We start from the raw sequence: 18279 nt of genomic DNA, 5'->3' as shown, positions 1-18279 counted from the left end.
CTAACTAAATAAATAACTCATGCGAATGCATTTAATCGTGTTTCATATTAAATCCAAATAAAAATGTGCGGTAGATCGACTTAATTAAAGTTTTTAATCGTGTCAATTTTCAATACTGATTCATATCAATAATGTTCATTATTCACTTCAGTAATAATAAATATATCATCAGTACATATTATAATTACGGAGTAACAATGAACCAAGTTGACGAAATGGACTACCAGGCTCGCCGCCGCAAGGCGAACGAGTTTTCAACACGATCGGAATACTTAGAGCATGAATTATCAATCTTAAAGTTAAAGCGTTGGAGTATCCATTTACCTAAACGTGACTACGGCATTGAAATAGAAGACTGGGTACCTGCAATTGCCGCAACCATTGGTAAAGTGGTTATGGTCACGGCCATGGTCGCAGCCTTTGCAGCACAATTTGGACTTTCCCCTGAGTTTGTTGCGGAAAACGTACGTTTTGAATTGCTCATTGCTGGCCTGCTTTTTGTTATCTTTTTCTCAGCAATCTTAAACCCACTCACCAACCTCGCCGGTACCCACGGCCCTATGATCCCATTGATCCCTCTTGTTGCCGCCGCTGGTGGCCATCCACTTGCTTTGGGTATCATGGTCGGTGTTTTTGGTCTCATTCTCAGCGCAACGAAAGGCGGTTCAAAACTGGTAAAGCTAACAGGTGAAGGGGTCCGTGGCGGCCTTTTGATTTACTTAGGTGCCGTTGGCCTGATTAGTCAGTTGAGCAAGTTTGAATCTTGGTCTGTTGCCTCCGGGATGGAGTCAGTCTCCTTTGTTGTTATCTCTGCGACCATTGTTATCTATGCGTACCTTGCAAAGATCGAGAAACGCTGGCTAGCGATACCGCTTTGCTCACTTGTCGCAGGTATCGTTTCTTACATGATGGGCGTGCCGTTTGAATTCACGACAGAACCGGGCTTGCCCAATATGAGCCCATTCTACTGGTGGGGCGAAGACACCGGCTGGCAACTTGGATGGCCGGACTTAGAACACTACATTGCCGTTATTCCGTTCGCAATCTTAGCTGTTGCAATGTGGTCACCTGACTTCTTAGGCCACCGTGTATTCCAAGAACTGAACTACCCGAAAAGTGCAAAAGGTGCATTGATGGATGTTGATGACACCATGACTGTTTGTTCAGTTCGTCAGATCATTGGTGCAGGACTTGGTGGGGGTAACCTTGCATCCTCGTGGGGTACTTACATGATCCCTGCAGCCATCGCAAAACGCCCTATTCCGGGCGGCGCACTATTAACAGGTGTGTTGTGTATCTTCGCTGCAGTACTTGGCTATCCTATGGACTTAGCAATGTGGGAACCGGTTTTACGTGTTGCGTTGCTCGTCGGTGTTTTCCTACCATTGCTTGAAGCTGGTATGCAAATGGTCCGTAATGCACGTAACTCGCAAAGTGCCGGTATCTGTATGTTTGCTTGTGCATTGGTTAACCCAGTATTTGGGTGGGCCATCACTATGCTACTCGATAATACAGGCCTTATTGGCAACAACGAACGCAGTGCGGCTCTATCACGTACTGACAAATTGGGCATCCCACTTGCCGCAGTTATTGTATGTGTCGGTGCTCTGGCTGTAGTTGGTCAGTTGCCGGGTATCCCAGCGCTACTTTAATAAACATCAGAGCCCGCATTTATTGCGGGCTTTCTTTTTCAATCAACTACCATAAAGCTGGATTTTGGAAAGCTTTTACGCAAGAAGGAGTACCTTTAATCAATTCCAATCCATTATCAGTAAGTAAATTGGCTTGCCATCCATGAGGATAAGCTAACTTATAAGGTGCTGGATATGCTTCTTCGCTGACTGGTTTAAAGCCAGATTTAGAATAGAAACTAGGATCACCATAAGTAAATATCAGCTTAACTCCCATTTCTTTCATCTGAGTTAAACCAAATTGGATTAATCCTTGTCCTACCCCTTTACCTTGATATTCCGTTAGAACGGCAACGGGAGCCATCAAGAAAGGTTTCTCTCCATTTTCATATTCAAGCTGCGTAAATAAAATAGACGCTACAATTTTATCTTCTTCTTTCGCAATGCACGCTAGCAATTCGCTTTTGGCTGTTGTTGTTATCAAATCTAACGCTAATTGACCGATAAGTTTACCTTCCTCCTCGCCTTCCGAATCTGAAAACGTTGAAGTAAATAACGTTTTAATTTCTTCTGCATCATGCAGATCGCCTATTAGAAAACGCATTATTCCTTTCCTATTCACTTTTATATTCTTGGTAAGCATACCCGATGATTCTTACCATCATCCTGTACAGCTCCCGTAAGAATTGATGGTAAGACAATAGTTAGGCAAAAGGAAAGCTTGTTAATTTTATGAGGAGATAATTCCTAATGATTTACAAATGTCCAATTATAGACTAAATTAACAATTAACTCCCAAATAGGATTCAAATATGAGCCTTGCACAAGATACCGGTTACAACCCTAAAGCTGTCGCAATGGTCGGCTTTAAAACAGCGGACAATATTCTTGCGTCTTGGGGGTGTAGCGCACAACAAAGCCAAAATATTCTTAAGTTATCTAAATCGTCTTACCATAAATTTAAGGCGAACCCAGAAACAACAAAACTTAGCGATGATCAGCTTGAGCGAGTGAGTTATATTTTGAATATTCATCAAGCCTTACGAATTGTGTTCAGCAATCCTGCCAACGTCGATGGTTTTATGACGATGAAGAACCACAACGACTTTTTCGCAGGCAGAACGCCGCTCGAAATTATTACCAGTGGCAAGTTTGCTGATCTCTATGAAGTAGCACGTCGTATCGATGCTTTGCGAGGTGGTTTGTGGGGTTAAAAAATAAAAAAAGTACGCTGACAAGTCATCGACTAGTGAATACTAAGTACCCACCAATCGATTTATTTGAATCCGTTGCCAACCCAGAAGACTTCGAAATACTCTACGCAATTCAAGCCTTAACGAACCCAAGACTACGAGACGAAGTTGGCGATATTGCGTTGATTGATCCTAAAGACATTCCTTACCAGTGCGAACGTGGCAGAAGCTATGCGGTGGGTCCATTTACCCATATCAATCCAAACGGTGGACGATTTAATGATGGCTTTTTTGGTGCGTTATATGTCGCCGATACCGAACAAACCGCGGTTCAGGAAGTAAAACACCATCAACAAAAATACTGGGCAAATGTTGAAGGGCTTGCCTATGACCGTTTTTTGTTCAGGAGCTTAGTTGTCACTCATCGCCCTAACCCAGTGCATGTGGTTCAACCTAGTGACAAAAGTATTTTAGACCCCAACCATTACAACGCCTCACAACAGTTAGCAAAAGATCTAAAGAAAGATGGCTTTCAAGCGGTGCAATACCCGTCTGTTCGTCATCAAGGTGGTATGTGCTGGGCTTTATTTACACCAAAACCCGTACAAGATGTCATTCAAGGTCATCTCGTCGAAATGATATGGAATGGCGAACAAATTGCTGAAATCAACGAAGTAAAAAACATCGGAAGCTGATCTTTTACCCGTTGGCTTCAGCTAAGGGGACAACATCTAATGGAACCGTAATGATAAAGCGAGCGCCAACTGTATTGTCATCACAACACTCGATTTTTCCATGCAATAGTTGGGATACCGTGTTGTAGATGATGTTTGCGCCTAGTCCTGTACCCCCAATCCCCCGCTTTGTCGTGACAAACGGCTCAAACACCCTTCCCTTAACATCTTCAGGGATCCCCTTACCCGTATCTCGATAGTCAATGATTAAGTCTGCATCGTGTTTGTATATATTGATCAATATACGTCGTTCTTTGTCCCAGTTTTCAAAGCCGTGGTTCAAGCTGTTGCTCACCATGTTAGTGAAAATCTGAATATAGGCACTTGGGTAACTTTCAATCGCAAGCTTGTCATCACACTTAACTTCAACTTCAGCATAATGTTTACTTAACTCATGTGACAGCGAAAGCATGAGCTTATCAAGGTGCTCTTTTATGAAAAACTTGCTGATGGAGCGATCACTTTGGTCTACCGCCACTTGTTTAAAACTTGAAACTAGTAGTGCTGACTTTTGTAAATTAGAAACAAGCAACTCAACCGATTTAGAAATGTTGCTCATCGATTCAGTAAATGTCGATTCCTGTAATTCCCCGGCTTCATAGTTTCTTAAGATCTGTTCTACTTCTGAAGAGACAAATGAGCTCGATGTAATGCAGATACCAAGCGGCGTATTGATCTCATGAGCAACGCCGGTCACCAAAGCCCCAAGCGAAGCCATTTTTTCACTTTCAATCATACTGGCTTGTGTCGCTTTCAACTCAAGTAACGTGTCTTCAAGCTTTTGGGTTCGTTCTTTGACCATCACCTCAAGGTCTTCTTTAAACCGTGTTTCTTGCTCTAGCAATACCTGTTTGTCATCTAAGGCTCGCGCCAATTGCTTTTGTGACTCCACAACAATCGCATAAGATGAAGACAGCTCTAAACACATTCTGTTGACTGTTGCGATCATGAAGTCTATTTCATCATCATTTGCAGCCGTTCTTTTGATGATCATCGGCGGGTTATTTTGTTGAAACTGGAATTCTTTTAGGTACTTACGCATTTCGTTTAATGGCTGTGTCACCAACGAATTAACCAAGTAGATGATGAAGCCCGCAACAATGAAGGTTTTCAGCCCATTGGACAATAAAATCAACAACGCTTTATCAATCAAGTTATTGTAAATCAACCATAAATCGGACTGAACAATAAGCTTACCTATGGTGATGTATTTTTGGTCAATGTATGCATGCTTTAATGATAATGATTGTTGAAGGATATGCTCTTCTTGCTTAACACCCAATTCCCAGTTCTCGCCACTAGAACTTTCAATACGCACATAACTGATGTCAGGGATGCTAATAATGCCATTGATTTGAGATTCAATTAGGTCACTATTTAGCACCCATAAACTTGTTTCTAATGCGTCTTTATAAGAAGTGAAGATATATTTCTGGCTGACCTGAATGCTTTCTTTGGCCACCACATAATCTGAGTACAGCTGAAACGCCGTGATGAATATGGTGACAAACGAACTGAACATGACAATTCTGATCGTTAACCGGCTATTGATCGACTGAGAACTCATCATCTCTTTGACTTCCCAAAATCACGGCAGATTTAGCGGTATTTATCCAGCAACATAGTAAATGTGCCGTCTTGCCACATTTCATCGAGATTTTTCTTGATCAATTGGATGTATTTTTGATCACGACCGACAACATAAATGGTGTTTTTAAGTGGGAAAATTTCATGGAATACAAGCCCTTCCATGTTTTTTACCCCAGCACGGCGCGCGTAGTAATACGCCATACTTCTATCTAACAAAATTACCTGAGTTCTATCTTTCATCAACATATCGAACTGTGCTTGCTGATTTTCGATCTCTTTATACCCTTCCCAGTCCGATAACTCTTGATTGTAAAACGTCGTAAAAGGCTCTTTGAGGTGTTGCTTTGCATTGTTGAAACCAACAATGTATTTTCCTTTTAAATCAGAAACATTATCGATCTTTAATTGACTCGAGACTTTAGAGACAGCGACATTATCAAACTCAAAAACCTTACCGTAGGAATAGTCAACTCGGAAAGTTAACGGTGTTCCAATAAAAATGTCCAATTCACTAAAGGTATTTAACGGATCTTGATCAAATTGCTTGCTTGGGAATTTATAGTTAGATATTTCATACCCTGATCGCCCTAAAGCTTCACCAACGATATCGACAAGGATGCCGGAATCACCAATCACAAACGGTGGAATACCCACCACAAATCCAACATTAACCACCTTTTCATTGGCGTGTGTAGTACTTGCAAAAAGCAGCGCAAAAAACACCATGGCACTGAGTAAGATTCCCCTGAACATAGAACTCCCCTTAAATTAGATACATAGCGCGCAATTATTTTTTGTACTAGCCAACATGCGAAATGTTAATTTTGTAAATAGTATAGGAGAGAATAACGATATTCCCCAGTGAGCATAGCCATCGAAAGTACTAGACCAAAGTTTTATATAAGAAACCAGTTGAGCATGATGTAATCCTGACTTGTGTAACCAAAAATTCTATGAGGACACCATGCTCCACCGAATATTCATCACCCTACTCACCCTGCTCACATTCAACGCTTATTCAGCCCCAACACCAGATGCACTGTTTTCCATCATTAACGAACGTTTAAGTTTTATGGAGGATGTCGCTTTGTTTAAAGCAAATCATGGTAAAGCGATCGAGGATATCAAGCGTGAAGAAGTGGTGATTGAAAATGCAAGTATCGCTGCTGAAAAAGTTGGGTTGGATAAACAAAGTGTTGTCGGCTTTTTTCAAGCACAAATCTCGGCGGCTAAAGCAATTCAGTATCGTTACCGCGCAGATTTACTGACATCACCAGAAACCCGTACTCCACGTGACTTACAAACGGTAGTGAGGCCCGAGCTTATCAAACTAGGTAAGCAAATTAACCATGAATTGGCTGATTTTCTAAAACAAGGCGGCAAGCTTACTACGCAGGATAACGCCAAGTTTTCTGCCACAATTCGCTCTCCCTATTTAACACAAGCCGATAAACAAGCCCTGTTTAACGCACTCACCCAAATTCAACTTCAATAACCTACCATTTGAGGTGCAAACTCAATCGTAGACAGAACAAATCTTTGAAGGCTGTGCCACACATTTGTCATAGTTAACTCGTTAAAATCAGCCAGAAATTGAACCTAAAGTGACAAGTTTACGCTTTAATTTTCTTATATATTTGGGGAGTCAATTATGACAAATAACTTGAAAGTTCGAGCCCTAGAACGCTCGGATCTACATTTCATTCATGATTTAAATAACAACCGAAATGTAATGACTTATTGGTTTGAAGAACCTTATGAATCTTATGGAGAGTTACAAGAGTTATACCAAAAGCACATTCATGATGATGCTGAGCGTCGCTTTGTTGTTGAAGCGCAAAATGGTGAACTGATCGGACTGGTCGAGTTAATCGAAATTAATTACATACACCGCAGTGCAGAATTTCAAATTATTATTGCACCTGAATTTCAAGGTCGGGGTTATGCAGAGCAAGTCATCAACCACGCCCTTGACTATTCATTTAACATCTTAAATCTACACAAAATATATTTGTTGGTTGCCTTACAGAATGAGAAAGCACTGCACTTATATCAAAAATGCGGTTTTATAGAAGAAGCGAACTTGGTCGAAGAATATTTTATTAACGGCAAATATCATGATGTAAAACGTATGTATATTTTGCAGAATCAATATCAAAATGACGCTGCTGAATAGTCCGAAAACCTTAATAATACCATCGCATTGGTTGGCATTAAGCTGATGGACATATGGAAAGATATCCGCATTAATTTGTCAATTAGTCACAATACTGCTCTTCCGGTGGCAATACATTAGTGAAAACACCATCAAGTAAACTCTCATATGCGAGGTAAGCCATCGCACGGTCAAACGTATTATAAGTTAGATCAGCTAAGTGCTTAGATGTTGCAACCCGATCGTCAATCGACATACCTACATACACTTTGCATGCAATGACTTCGTTGTACATATTGGCGATGGCTGCCGCCTTATCAACATTGGCATAAGTGAAATTACTGAAGTCATGATAAAGGTTTTCTTGCTGATATCGTGCGTCTTGCTTGAGTGCTTTACGAACTGGTTCAGAAACGTTCAAAGCATTCAAAACAGCCTCAATGTCATCTCGAATACCATTTACGTTTTCATCGACTCCCGTCAGCAAATCACTCCGATCAAAATGGAGCTCAAAATACTCGAGTAATAAAGAAAACTGATCACGAACATTCTCTTGCTGTTCCAGTTTTAATGCTAAATCCGACGTTATTCTTGGCGGGAGAGGAGCAATCCCTTCGGAGGAAGATTGGGATTCACCACAACCGACAATGGATAAAAGAGCAATAGTACTGTGTAACCATTTTTTCATGATCAATTAACATCGCATATTTAATGTAAATTAAATCATATCGTTTGATTTACATGTTGAATAATTAGAAATATGCATATGCCGATAAATGGTAGGCATATCATAACCTGTCCAAATGTTGCTTCTTGCTTAATTTTCGCCCTATTTGTAATAGCCCGCTTACATTCCTGCGCAACACTTACAAACCTGATTGAATTTGTAACCTTCAACTTAATAAAGGCTCTTAAACTCTTTGCTAACTCTTTGCCCCACCATGGAAGAGCCCCCTTTTACCCTAACAATTTATGAGAGTAACTTATGAGTTTCCTACAAAATACCATGACCAAAGCACAGGTGCTGGGTAAGGCCTTGATGCTCCCCATCGCCATGCTGCCCGCAGCTGGTTTGCTGCTCGCATTTGGTTTTCAGTTGCAATGGCCGTTAATGCAAATGGCCGGGCAAGTCCTATTTGACAACTTACATCTACTTTTCTGTATTGGTGTTGCTGTCGGATTAACCAAAGATTCTGGCACCGCTGCACTTGCTGCGGTTGCTGGTTTCTTGGTGATGCATATGACCATAGGTTTAAGCTACGGGATTACAGACGAAATGGTCGCCAATTCACAGGCTTATGTAAAAGTGCTTGGGATCAACTCCATGCAAATGGGACCACTAGGCGGTATGATCATGGGCTTACTTGGCGCATACATGTATAACCGTTTTTATAGCATTCAATTGCCTGAGTTTCTGGGCTTCTTTGCCGGTAAACGCTTCGTTCCGATTGTGACGGCATTCTCTGCCTTCTTCCTTGGTTTGCTAGTTCCATACTTCTGGGGTTATGTTCAAGAAGGTATTGCCGCAGCTTCAACGACACTCAGCCAAGGTAACATGTACATTTCTACCTTCTTCTATGGGTTTATGGAGCGTGCGTTAATTCCTGTTGGCTTACACCACATCTTCTACAATCCATACTGGTATACCTTCTTTGAATACACTGCAACCAACGGCGATGTGGTTAATGGTGCACATACAATATGGTTCCGCATGTTTGCTGATGGTGTTCATTCATTCGAAGGTGGCGGCTACAGCAATGCTGGTGCGTATCTATCGGGTAACTTTGCTATCTATATGTTTGCCTTCCCTGCGGCTTGTTTGGCGATGTATCAAGAAGCGCACACAAAGAACAAGAAAATTGCGGCGGGTTTACTCGGTTCTGCGGCACTAACGTCGTTTGTTACTGGGATCACAGAGCCAGTAGAATTCGCTTTCGTCTTTACCGCACCGCTACTCTACATTTTTAACGCTATTATGGCTGGTGTGTCTTATACAGTGACGTTTGCTCTTGATATGCAAATGGGTAAAACCTTCTCTGCTGGTATCATTGATTACGTTGTATTCGGCGTTCTTCCTGGTTTGCAAGGTTACGAGACCAACTGGGTGAACCTATTCTTATGGGGCCCTATTAACGCGGCTATTTACTACACCGTTTTCCGAGTTGTTATTCGTAAGTTTGATTACCAGACCGTTGGACGTGAACACGAAGCAACAGCTGAAATCACATTGAGTGATGAAGAACTTGCAACAGAAATTCTTCACCACATTGGTGGTCGTGGCAACCTAACTTCGATTGGTTCTTGCATTACTAGATTGCGTTTAGAAGTTCGAGATACCAGCTTGGTTAACGACGTTGCAATCAAGAAACTGGGGGCCCGCGGTGTGGTAAAAGTGGGTAGCAATGGTGTTCAAATCATTTTGGGTGCTAAAGCTCAATTCATTGCCAATATCCTAGAGCAATCTTGTGGCGAGCTCGCCACAGCATAAATACGAGAAAGCCCCTTATAAGGGGCTTTCATTCAACGTCATTTACAAAAGGAAGCATCATGGAATATGTCCTACAACGCCCTCCTCTATTGATGAGATGGCTCAAAGGTGAATTACCATTGTGGAAAGCCGTTTTTGTTCTACAACTCTTCGGCAGTTACACCTTATTGTTTATGCTGGAGCAGAGCAAATGGCTACTCCCAGATCATATTAGCGTCACGCTCAAAATAATCACACTTCCCCTTTTCGCACTTTTCAGTTCTATATGTGTATTTCAATCCGCTCCAGATTTTAAAACCACCATTCGCGGTACATTAGCAAAATGCTGGGCTATTACATATGTTCTGTGGGCTTTGTGGGTCACACATGGGCTCTATTTGTTTCTTACAAGCTAAGCTTCAAAAGCTAATACGACAGTATGCCATACAAAAAATTTTAAAATATTGGAACTATCCGTCCAGTAGTCAGTCTCACTGGCTGACAATTATATTAGCCGTCATCAGACTAAAAGACAGATGAATACAAGCCGACAAAGACATAGGTTTACCAAATGGTCCCTCGCATTAGTGTGGTGGGTTATTTGCATCTGTCTTGCGAATAACATCGGCTTGTTGAACGCCTGTCCGGTGAAATACCAAGACGACAATCAAGTTATCCAACAAGTCTTGCAAAATGATGACCAAGTAACCAACAACACCGATATTGCAGACAAATGCAGTTTGTCAGAGCATTTAATTAACTTTGACCAACATCAGGTGGCGGACCATGCACTGATCATGCAAATCCTTGCATTGGTGCTGATCTTATGGCTGCTTTCTACTTCAGAATATCGACCCTCACCCACAACCCCAACCCTCTATAAAGGTAGGCGGCTTCATCTTCAATTGTGTGTCTTTAGAGAATAAATCGACGTTTGTTTACACCAACATTCGAAATATTTATCTTTAAGGAACACATACATGTACATAACGAAAACGTATTCACGTTTAGTCAGTCTATGGCTATTCGCGGTACTTTGTGCCTTGAGCGTATTCAGCGTTCAAGCAGAAACACTCACTACTGGTTGGTTACAAAACCCGAACCATCCACCGATAGAGACTCGCTTTGTCGTAACAGGACAAGTGAACAAAGCAAACAAAACCTTAGCCGGCTACTTGGAAGTTCGTCTCACTGGCGATTGGAAAACCTATTGGCGTAGCCCAGGTGAAGGCGGCATTGCGCCGAGTATGGTTTGGGAAAACTCAAAAAACATTGAGAATATTGATTGGCATTGGCCCTATCCTCAACGATTTGAGATGCTGGGGTTAGAAACTCTGGGTTATAAGAAAGACGTTATTTTCCCGCTCACGCTTCACGTGGAAGATCTCGATCAACCCGTTGAGTTAAATGCAAAATTAACGCTTTCCTCATGCACAACCATTTGTGTATTGACCGATTATCCGATTCAGTTGTCGTTCATTCCTAACGATCTCATGGTCTCAGATGAAGCAATGCGCACATACGCACAAGGTATGAGCTTAGTTCCTAAAGCTTCAGCTTTGATTAATAAAGTGACAACCGGTTGGGATAAGGCAAAAAACCAACTACAAGTTACCGCAACCAAAAGTATGGGTTGGACAAACCCTGATGTTCTGGTTGATGGTCCGTCAGAGCAGATGCAAGATGCAAACTTCTCTCGGCCACAAATTGAGATAAACGGAGACACTCTCACAGCAACTTATGACGTGAGCAGTTGGATGGGAACTCCCGATCTAACCGATGAAACGATCTTAGTAACGTTAAAGGATAATGATTTCACCGCAGAACAAACAACAACCGCTATAGCTAAAACCATTACCAGCCAATCAGGACAAACATCCCTAGTACATATGGTTTTGTTTGCACTCTTTGGCGGTTTAATCCTTAACGTGATGCCATGTGTCTTCCCTGTTTTAGGCATGAAGCTCAGTGGTATTGTTGCTGCTCAAGGGCTTGAGAAAAAACAAGTTCGATTGCAGTTCCTCGCTTCCGCTGGCGGGATCATTAGCTCTTTCTGGTTAATTGCTACATTTCTTGCTGTATTAAAGATTTCAGGTAGTGCCATCGGTTGGGGAATTCAATTCCAAAGTGGCTGGTTTATTGGCCTCATGTTTTTGATCACCGCATTGTTTGGTGCAAACATGCTTGGTCTTTTCGAAATCCGGTTGTCGTCTGATACCAATACTTGGATGGCAGCAAAAGGTGATAATTCTTACTACGGTCACTTCACTCAAGGTATGTTTGCAACACTGCTTGCAACTCCGTGCTCTGCACCTTTCCTTGGTACGGCAGTTGCCTTTGCACTAGCTACAAACATACCCACCATGTTTGGCATTTTCACCGCTCTCGCTATTGGTATGGCTTTGCCATGGATCGTGGTTTCTCTATTCCCCTCCATCGCACTTGCGTTACCTAAACCGGGGGCATGGATGAACCGTGTCAAATACCTATTTGGCGGCATGATGCTCATCACCAGCATATGGCTGTTCTATTTGCTATCGAATCATTTATCAATGCAATGGTTATATATATTAGCGATTGTTTCAGTCGGTGCCTTTTTGGTTCGTATGGTGCGAGTTCATGGATTGAAATCTGCGAGTATTGCAAGCTTGGTCCTCGTTGCGATCATTGGTTTCGCAACGTACTCTTCCAACGCAACGTCAACAAAGGTACTGCCATCTGAGCCTCAATGGCAACCCCTGTCTGTCGACGCGATTAATCAGTATGTCAGTGAAGGAAAAGTCGTATTCGTTGATGTGACCGCAGATTGGTGCGTCACCTGCAAAGCCAATAAATTGGGTGTCTTATTGCAGGAACCAGTATATAGCACACTCACAAACGGTGACATTGTTGTCATGCAGGGAGATTGGACCGTTCCTAGCCAGACCATCACCTCATATCTACAAAGCCACGGTCGTTTTGGTGTGCCGTTTAATGTGGTTTATGGCCCTGGCGCACCAGATGGGATTAAGTTACCAGTAATCTTGACCAGCGACGCCGTTTTAGAAGCCATCAAAAAAGCAGGCGACGTATCTAATGGCTAAGTCAAAACGCCGTAAATCATGGACACGTGATGTCATCATTTATGCGCTACTGTCCATTGTGCTTGCGATCGCAGTTGATGTATGGCGAACAAAAGATATGCCGACGGAAAATGCGCCACCACTTAGTGGTATCACTCTGTCAAGGGAATTTATTGACGCGATTGAAATGAGCAAAAATAAACCTGTAATTGTCTATTTTTGGGCAACGTGGTGCGCTGCGTGCAAGTTCGTCACACCTACCATTGATTGGTTCAATCAATCATATCAAGTGATTGGAGTCAGCCTTAATTCCGGTGAGAACAGGCGTGTGTCGCGTTACATGGACGCCCACGATTATCAGTTCTCCAATATCAACGACGTAACTGGCGATATTTCAAAACAATGGGGAATTTTAGTCACCCCAACAATCATAATCATTGACAAGGGCGAAGTTAAAACCGTCACCACGGGTGTAACGACACCATGGGGCTTATTAGCTCGCCTTTGGTTAACAAAAATATAAGATGGAAATCCAATGAAATTTAATTCAAAACTATTCGTTACTTTAATGGTAACAATGATGCTCTCTCCTGTTGTTTCTGCCATGACTGAACAGGAAAAACTAGATGATATTAATAAGATGCTAAAAGGAAATAGCGCAATTATTGATAGCCTTCACGAAAGTCTAGCCATGTATATTGTCCAGCAAAAAAAATTCGACCAAACATTGGTAGACAACCATGATTATATTTATAACAACCCAAACCTACCTTGGTTTGGTGCAAGCGAGCCAAAACTAACTATTGTTGTTCTCACTGATTTAAGTTGCCCATGGTGTAAAAAATTAGATCCAGTTCTTCAAAAAATCACCAAGGAACATCCTGAAGAAGTCAAAGTTATTAATATATACGTTCCATTAAAAGAGCTTTCTAGCCCTTCAAACTCTTCAACATTTGCGTTAAAAGTATGGAAGGAAAGACGTGACAAGTTTGAAGAAGTCAGCGAGATGTTGATGAGCAAACCGGGCATTCACAACTTACGCTCTATAATGAAAGTTGCAACAGCAAACAATGTTGCACAATACGTATCAACTGACGATGAAATGATAGAAATGGTAAAGAAAAACTACCAATTATTTATTGACTTAGGCGTCCAAGGAACACCTGCAATGCTGATTGATGGCCAATTGATTCCTGGATATTTACCTTACGAAAAATTAGCACCTATGGTTGAAGAGAAACTTGCGAGTGAAGGATAAATAACATCGAATTATACTCATAATTAGATAGGTTAGATTTAAGCCCGATATTATTGATATCGGGCTTTTTCAATCCATTAAGATTCAATTAACAATAAAGTAATACGCTCATCACCGTCAAACCAAAGACCCCCAAAATACTTGATGCACTAAAAAACACAACAATGAGAAGCATAATAAATTGAGATGGTTTCATAAATAAATTTGTTCGAATTGAAGAGAATAATATCTTACCTCAACCAATGATAAATATCATATTTATTTAATCTTAAATGATTGTATTCAGAATATAATTACTCACAAGATAAATATATATTCATAGTAAATAAAACTAATTTCATCACTCTTAATCTTGTCACTATTTATAAGTATATTTAGTGGCGTTTTAAACCATTAGAGCAATCAGGATAAACAGCATTTCTATTGCACTGGATGTTTTCCCCGTTAGTAAATGAAGTAAATGACACTGCTGTTCAACTAAACTGAACGAACACTTAAATATTTCTAGATATAATTAACCTTCCATATCGGATACCTTACCCATGTGCTTTGACAAACATCAAAAACAAGCCGTTTAGTTGATTAGGATCTCAATATTCAACTCTAACGATGCATAACGGTATTCAGCAGTAGGTATTTACTATGAAAAAAACGTTTAATTTGTTGGCCCTTGCATTAGGTTTATCAATAGGTACCGCCACCGCTAGTAGTTACGCTTTCAATCTCGAACCACTCGATAAAAACTTTACCTTGCAGTTGTTAGGTTCTGGCGGACCTATTTCAGATGATCTTCGGGCATCCTCCGGCGAACTTATCTGGTGGAAAGGCAAATCTCGTATCATGATCGACGCTGGTGGTGGTGTCTTTCTACGCTTTGGACAAGCAGGCGCTAAACTCGAAGATTTGGACTTTTTAGGCCTGACACACTTTCATACTGATCATGTGGCAGCTGTACCTGCCCTACTGAAAGGTGGTTATTTCTTTAACCGGGATGATCCGCTCGATATTGCAGGTCCCAAAGCGGGTTCTGCTTTCCCTAGTCTCTCGGGTTATATGCATGCCTTATTCGATAGTAAAAACGGGGCTTATGCATACTTAAATGGCTTATTCGACGGTACTGATGGGCTGTTTCCCGTGACGATAACTGACGTTTCTTATTCCAATAACAAACGTACAAAAGTCTATGAGCACGATGGCTTAACCGTTTATGCGCAAGGCATTCCTCATGGAGATGTACCGTGCTTAGCATACCGTATTGAGAGTGATGAAGGGGTTATCGTTATCTCTGCTGATCAAAACGGGAGTAATCCCTCTTTCATCGACTTCGCAAAAGGAGCTGACATCTTAGTTATGCCCCTTGCGATTCATGAGCAAGCCGATGAAACCTCCGCTTTTATGCATGCTAAGCCATCCGTTGTTGGTCAAATAGCCGCAGAAATTTCCCCTAAAATACTGGTTTTAAACCACTGGATGGGGCTTGGTCTCAAGCTAAAACCTCAGTCAATCGAGATTGTAAAAAAATACTATCACGGACAAGTAATTGCGGGACGCGATCTATCCAGTTATCCAATCACTGCTACGAAGGAGATACCTCATGAACAACAATAAGCTTGCCCTCTCAATTGCACTCACATCGGCAATCACACTTAACTCAGGAATGGTTTATGCCGATGCGCCATCTGAAGCACCTGTCGAGTCACAACCTAACACACAGCATGGTGGGAAATGCGCAGCAGGTAAATGTGGTACCGAGAAACGTTTTGAAAAACAAGAACTAAAAAATAATCCACAAGGTCGTTTGGTCAGAGCACGTGATGGTAAGTGTGGTATCAATGGGGAAGGAATCACTTTATCCCCTGAGACAATTCAGTTAATCAAAAGCAAAGTCACAGGTGGTGTATGCGGACAATAAACGAAACTTCAAAAGGTATCGGATTACGTAGCGAACACGTCGAGTTACTACGGCAGCTAAAACAACATCCTGATATCGATTTTCTTGAACTCGCACCAGAAAACTGGATGCACATTGGAGGTTTAAAGCGGGAGCAATTACAAGATATTGCTCGACATTACCCTCTGGTCGCCCACGGCTTAAGCTTGTCAATTGGTGACTGCCAGCCACTAAATGAAAGCTTTGTGCGCGAGATAGCTCGGTTTCTCGATGAATACAAAATCGAGATCTACAGTGAACATTTGAGTTTTTCTAGGGATAATCAAGGTTATTTATATGAACTACTTCCTGTTCCTCGTTTTAAAGAGAATATCCCCTATCTCGTTGAACGAATTAAACGCGTTCAGGACATCATTCAACGTCCACTCGTTTTAGAAAATATCTCCTATTACCATGATTATGGAGATGAAATGCCTGAAGGTGAGTTCATTGCAGAGATTGCGGATCGAAGCCAATGTGAGCTGCTTGTCGACATTAACAACGTATATGTCAACAGTAAAAATCATCATTATGATGCCTTTGATATGCTAAGCACCTTACCCAGTGATGCAATTCGCTACTACCACATTGCAGGGCATCTAAACGAAAGAAAGGGCTTTTTACTGGATACTCATGGTAAGCCCGTACAAGAAGAGGTCATACAGCTTGCTCAATTAACTGTGTCAATTCATGGCAGTAAACCAATGTTGCTTGAGCGTGACCACAACATTCCATCCTTGTTGGTATTAGCAGAAGAGCTACGTTGCATTCATCAGGACATTCTTGATGCCAGTTACACCATTCGGAGTTTTTTCGAGGAGGTAAGTAATGCTTAACGTATCAAATCAAATGCACGCACAAACCGAATCTTTAACGGCTTTAATTCGAACTCCTGCTCAGCAAGGTAGTTTATGTCGCTATGGTGAGTTCATTCGAGAAAACATTCTTGGTGTGGTGACCAATACCTTTCCTTTATTTTGTTCTGAGTTTGACAGTAAGCAGATAGAGAAAATGGTTGATGACTTTGTTGTACTGCATGGTGCTAATGAACCCGAATTCCATCATATTGCAACTGAGTTCACGCTCTTCGTTATACAAGAACGCTGCAGAAGTCGATATAGCTGTTTGATATCTTCTGATCAAATGGCGCTTCTAGAATTCGAATGGGTGTTATTTTGCGCTGAAATTGACGAATTAGATACGGCACATTTCAATGGTAAGACAGTTCCAATGGAACAAAATTACACCTTACTACTCAATCCAACGCTAAGGTTGTTACAAGTTCCGTTTTTGCTCCATGAGAAATCTGTGACGTTTCTAGAGAATCGGCACTATCCTGTTTTTTATGCTGTTTTCCGTAACCATCATCACGTGGTGATATCGCAAAGGCTCAGAGAAGTCGATGTTGCTCTCATTCAACGGTTACAGCCACCATTCACCCTGACATTTGCTCAACTACAACAATATACCGCTCAACGGTTAGTCAGGTTTTGTCTTGTGGAGTGGGTTCAATACTTCAACGAACTTGGAGTACTGGCAACACGCCCATTAGGAGAATAATTTATGATTAAGTCAGCTTTTGGTGCGTTTACGATGAATTGGTACAACGCACTGGTCGAAAAATGTAAAGAATACGATTTTCTCGTATTGCTCGCGATTCGTCTTTATCTCATTCCGGTGATATTTGTCGGGGCTCGTTCAAAAGTACTGGGATTTTCCGGTACCGTAGCTTGGTTTGGCGCATCCAGCGCTGATGGAGGGTTAAATCTACCCTTTCCTGAATTGCTCGCCTTTCTTGCAGCAGGAACGGAAGTTCTTGGTTGTATTTGTATTGCACTGGGGTTGTTTACAAGAATTATGTCTATCCCGATGATCTTTCTGATGAGTGTCGCAAGCGCGATGGTTCACTGGAAGCATGGGTGGGATGCCATCGCTACAAGCAGTATGGAAGCCACAATTCGTCTTAATGGTTTCATTGAGTGGCTATCGGTCAACTTTCCGGGACGATATAACTACATCACAGAGCTTGGCGACCCCGTCATGCTAAACAACGGGATGGAATTTGCTGCCACTTATTTCGTTATGTTACTGGTTTTGTTTTTATACGGTGGTGGCCGTTATGTCAGCTTAGATTACTGGTTGAAAAAAGCGTGTTTTAAAAACACATTTTCATCTTAACAAATAGCCAAAACATCACCTTAACGCACACATAACCAGCGTTTATTATTTTCTAATTTATTCTGCATTCGACGACGGAAG

The 18279-nt window shown here is 41.6% G+C and carries 20 protein-coding genes; 16 read left to right on the top strand and 4 right to left on the bottom strand.

The window, feature by feature from the left end; all coding sequences use genetic code 11:
* Window positions 1-197: 197 nt before the first annotated feature.
* The gene (locus ACQEXS_RS14570) at window positions 198-1652 is read left to right on the top strand and encodes a DUF3360 family protein (RefSeq protein WP_367989056.1); all 1455 of its coding nucleotides are present in this window, start codon (window positions 198-200) and stop codon (window positions 1650-1652) included.
* A 46-nt stretch (window positions 1653-1698) separates the two neighbouring features.
* Here ACQEXS_RS14570 and ACQEXS_RS14565 read toward each other — a convergent pair whose 3' ends face one another.
* Window positions 1699-2235, bottom strand: coding sequence for a GNAT family N-acetyltransferase (locus ACQEXS_RS14565; protein ID WP_427014319.1), 537 nt, complete (start codon window positions 2233-2235; stop codon window positions 1699-1701).
* Window positions 2236-2443: 208 nt separating this feature from the next.
* Between ACQEXS_RS14565 and ACQEXS_RS14560 the strand changes: the two genes are divergently transcribed.
* Both ACQEXS_RS14560 and ACQEXS_RS14555 read left to right on the top strand, forming a co-directional pair.
* Complete coding sequence (locus ACQEXS_RS14560; protein ID WP_427011247.1) at window positions 2444-2845, top strand: MbcA/ParS/Xre antitoxin family protein; 402 nt, start codon at window positions 2444-2446, stop codon at window positions 2843-2845.
* Window positions 2836-3519, top strand: a complete 684-nt coding sequence (locus ACQEXS_RS14555; protein ID WP_427014318.1) for an RES family NAD+ phosphorylase — start codon at window positions 2836-2838, stop codon at window positions 3517-3519. Before ACQEXS_RS14560 ends, ACQEXS_RS14555 begins: the two co-directional genes overlap by 10 nt.
* 4 nt (window positions 3520-3523) lie before the next feature.
* Here the strand turns inward: ACQEXS_RS14555 and ACQEXS_RS14550 are convergent, their stop codons facing one another.
* Both ACQEXS_RS14550 and ACQEXS_RS14545 read right to left on the bottom strand, forming a co-directional pair.
* On the bottom strand, window positions 3524-5080 hold the full coding sequence (locus tag ACQEXS_RS14550; RefSeq protein WP_427014317.1) for an ATP-binding protein: 1557 nt from the start codon (window positions 5078-5080) through the stop codon (window positions 3524-3526).
* A gap of 77 nt (window positions 5081-5157) precedes the next feature.
* The gene (locus ACQEXS_RS14545) at window positions 5158-5901 is read right to left on the bottom strand and encodes a substrate-binding periplasmic protein (RefSeq protein WP_427014316.1); all 744 of its coding nucleotides are present in this window, start codon (window positions 5899-5901) and stop codon (window positions 5158-5160) included.
* A 211-nt stretch (window positions 5902-6112) separates the two neighbouring features.
* Here ACQEXS_RS14545 and ACQEXS_RS14540 point away from each other — a divergent pair, with 211 nt between their 5' ends.
* Together ACQEXS_RS14540 and speG are read left to right on the top strand one after the other, a co-directional pair.
* Window positions 6113-6643: a chorismate mutase gene (locus tag ACQEXS_RS14540; protein ID WP_427014315.1), complete on the top strand. Its 531-nt coding sequence runs from the start codon at window positions 6113-6115 to the stop codon at window positions 6641-6643.
* Window positions 6644-6799: 156 nt separating this feature from the next.
* The gene (gene speG / locus ACQEXS_RS14535) at window positions 6800-7324 is read left to right on the top strand and encodes a spermidine N1-acetyltransferase (RefSeq protein ID WP_427014314.1); all 525 of its coding nucleotides are present in this window, start codon (window positions 6800-6802) and stop codon (window positions 7322-7324) included.
* 82 nt (window positions 7325-7406) lie between these two features.
* Here speG and ACQEXS_RS14530 read toward each other — a convergent pair whose 3' ends face one another.
* Entirely contained in the window at window positions 7407-7991 is a 585-nt protein-coding gene (locus ACQEXS_RS14530) for a chromosome partitioning protein ParA (RefSeq protein ID WP_427014313.1), read from the bottom strand.
* Between the two features lie 297 nt (window positions 7992-8288).
* Between ACQEXS_RS14530 and ACQEXS_RS14525 the strand changes: the two genes are divergently transcribed.
* The 11 genes from ACQEXS_RS14525 (at window position 8289) to ACQEXS_RS14475 (ending at window position 18198) form a co-directional block, all read left to right on the top strand.
* Window positions 8289-9791 (top strand): PTS transporter subunit EIIC, encoded by a 1503-nt coding sequence (locus tag ACQEXS_RS14525; protein ID WP_427014312.1) that lies wholly within the window; start codon window positions 8289-8291, stop codon window positions 9789-9791.
* A gap of 59 nt (window positions 9792-9850) precedes the next feature.
* Window positions 9851-10186 (top strand): hypothetical protein, encoded by a 336-nt coding sequence (locus ACQEXS_RS14520; protein WP_427014311.1) that lies wholly within the window; start codon window positions 9851-9853, stop codon window positions 10184-10186.
* Window positions 10187-10417: 231 nt separating this feature from the next.
* Window positions 10418-10696: a hypothetical protein gene (locus tag ACQEXS_RS14515; protein ID WP_427014310.1), complete on the top strand. Its 279-nt coding sequence runs from the start codon at window positions 10418-10420 to the stop codon at window positions 10694-10696.
* A 54-nt stretch (window positions 10697-10750) separates the two neighbouring features.
* Window positions 10751-12853, top strand: coding sequence for a protein-disulfide reductase DsbD family protein (locus ACQEXS_RS14510; RefSeq protein ID WP_427014309.1), 2103 nt, complete (start codon window positions 10751-10753; stop codon window positions 12851-12853).
* A complete protein-coding gene (locus tag ACQEXS_RS14505) occupies window positions 12846-13355 on the top strand; it encodes a protein disulfide oxidoreductase (protein ID WP_427014308.1) in 510 nt (169 codons plus the stop codon). Before ACQEXS_RS14510 ends, ACQEXS_RS14505 begins: the two co-directional genes overlap by 8 nt.
* A gap of 12 nt (window positions 13356-13367) precedes the next feature.
* The gene (locus ACQEXS_RS14500; RefSeq protein ID WP_427014307.1) at window positions 13368-14090 is read left to right on the top strand and encodes a DsbA family protein; all 723 of its coding nucleotides are present in this window, start codon (window positions 13368-13370) and stop codon (window positions 14088-14090) included.
* Between the two features lie 642 nt (window positions 14091-14732).
* Window positions 14733-15698: an MBL fold metallo-hydrolase gene (locus ACQEXS_RS14495; RefSeq protein WP_427014306.1), complete on the top strand. Its 966-nt coding sequence runs from the start codon at window positions 14733-14735 to the stop codon at window positions 15696-15698.
* Complete coding sequence (locus ACQEXS_RS14490; protein ID WP_367989042.1) at window positions 15685-16002, top strand: hypothetical protein; 318 nt, start codon at window positions 15685-15687, stop codon at window positions 16000-16002. Before ACQEXS_RS14495 ends, ACQEXS_RS14490 begins: the two co-directional genes overlap by 14 nt.
* The gene (locus tag ACQEXS_RS14485) at window positions 15990-16856 is read left to right on the top strand and encodes a DUF692 domain-containing protein (protein ID WP_427014305.1); all 867 of its coding nucleotides are present in this window, start codon (window positions 15990-15992) and stop codon (window positions 16854-16856) included. Before ACQEXS_RS14490 ends, ACQEXS_RS14485 begins: the two co-directional genes overlap by 13 nt.
* Window positions 16849-17580 (top strand): DUF2063 domain-containing protein, encoded by a 732-nt coding sequence (locus ACQEXS_RS14480; RefSeq protein ID WP_427014304.1) that lies wholly within the window; start codon window positions 16849-16851, stop codon window positions 17578-17580. The genes ACQEXS_RS14485 and ACQEXS_RS14480 overlap by 8 nt, the downstream gene beginning before the upstream one ends.
* Before the next feature lie 3 nt (window positions 17581-17583).
* The gene (locus ACQEXS_RS14475; RefSeq protein WP_427014303.1) at window positions 17584-18198 is read left to right on the top strand and encodes a DoxX family protein; all 615 of its coding nucleotides are present in this window, start codon (window positions 17584-17586) and stop codon (window positions 18196-18198) included.
* Window positions 18199-18279 lie beyond the last annotated feature (81 nt).

It is taken from the genome of Vibrio sp. TRT 17S01 (genome assembly GCF_050113695.1).
GTDB lineage: Bacteria > Pseudomonadota > Gammaproteobacteria > Enterobacterales > Vibrionaceae > Vibrio.
This window is presented reverse-complemented; position numbering and strand designations above follow the sequence as displayed.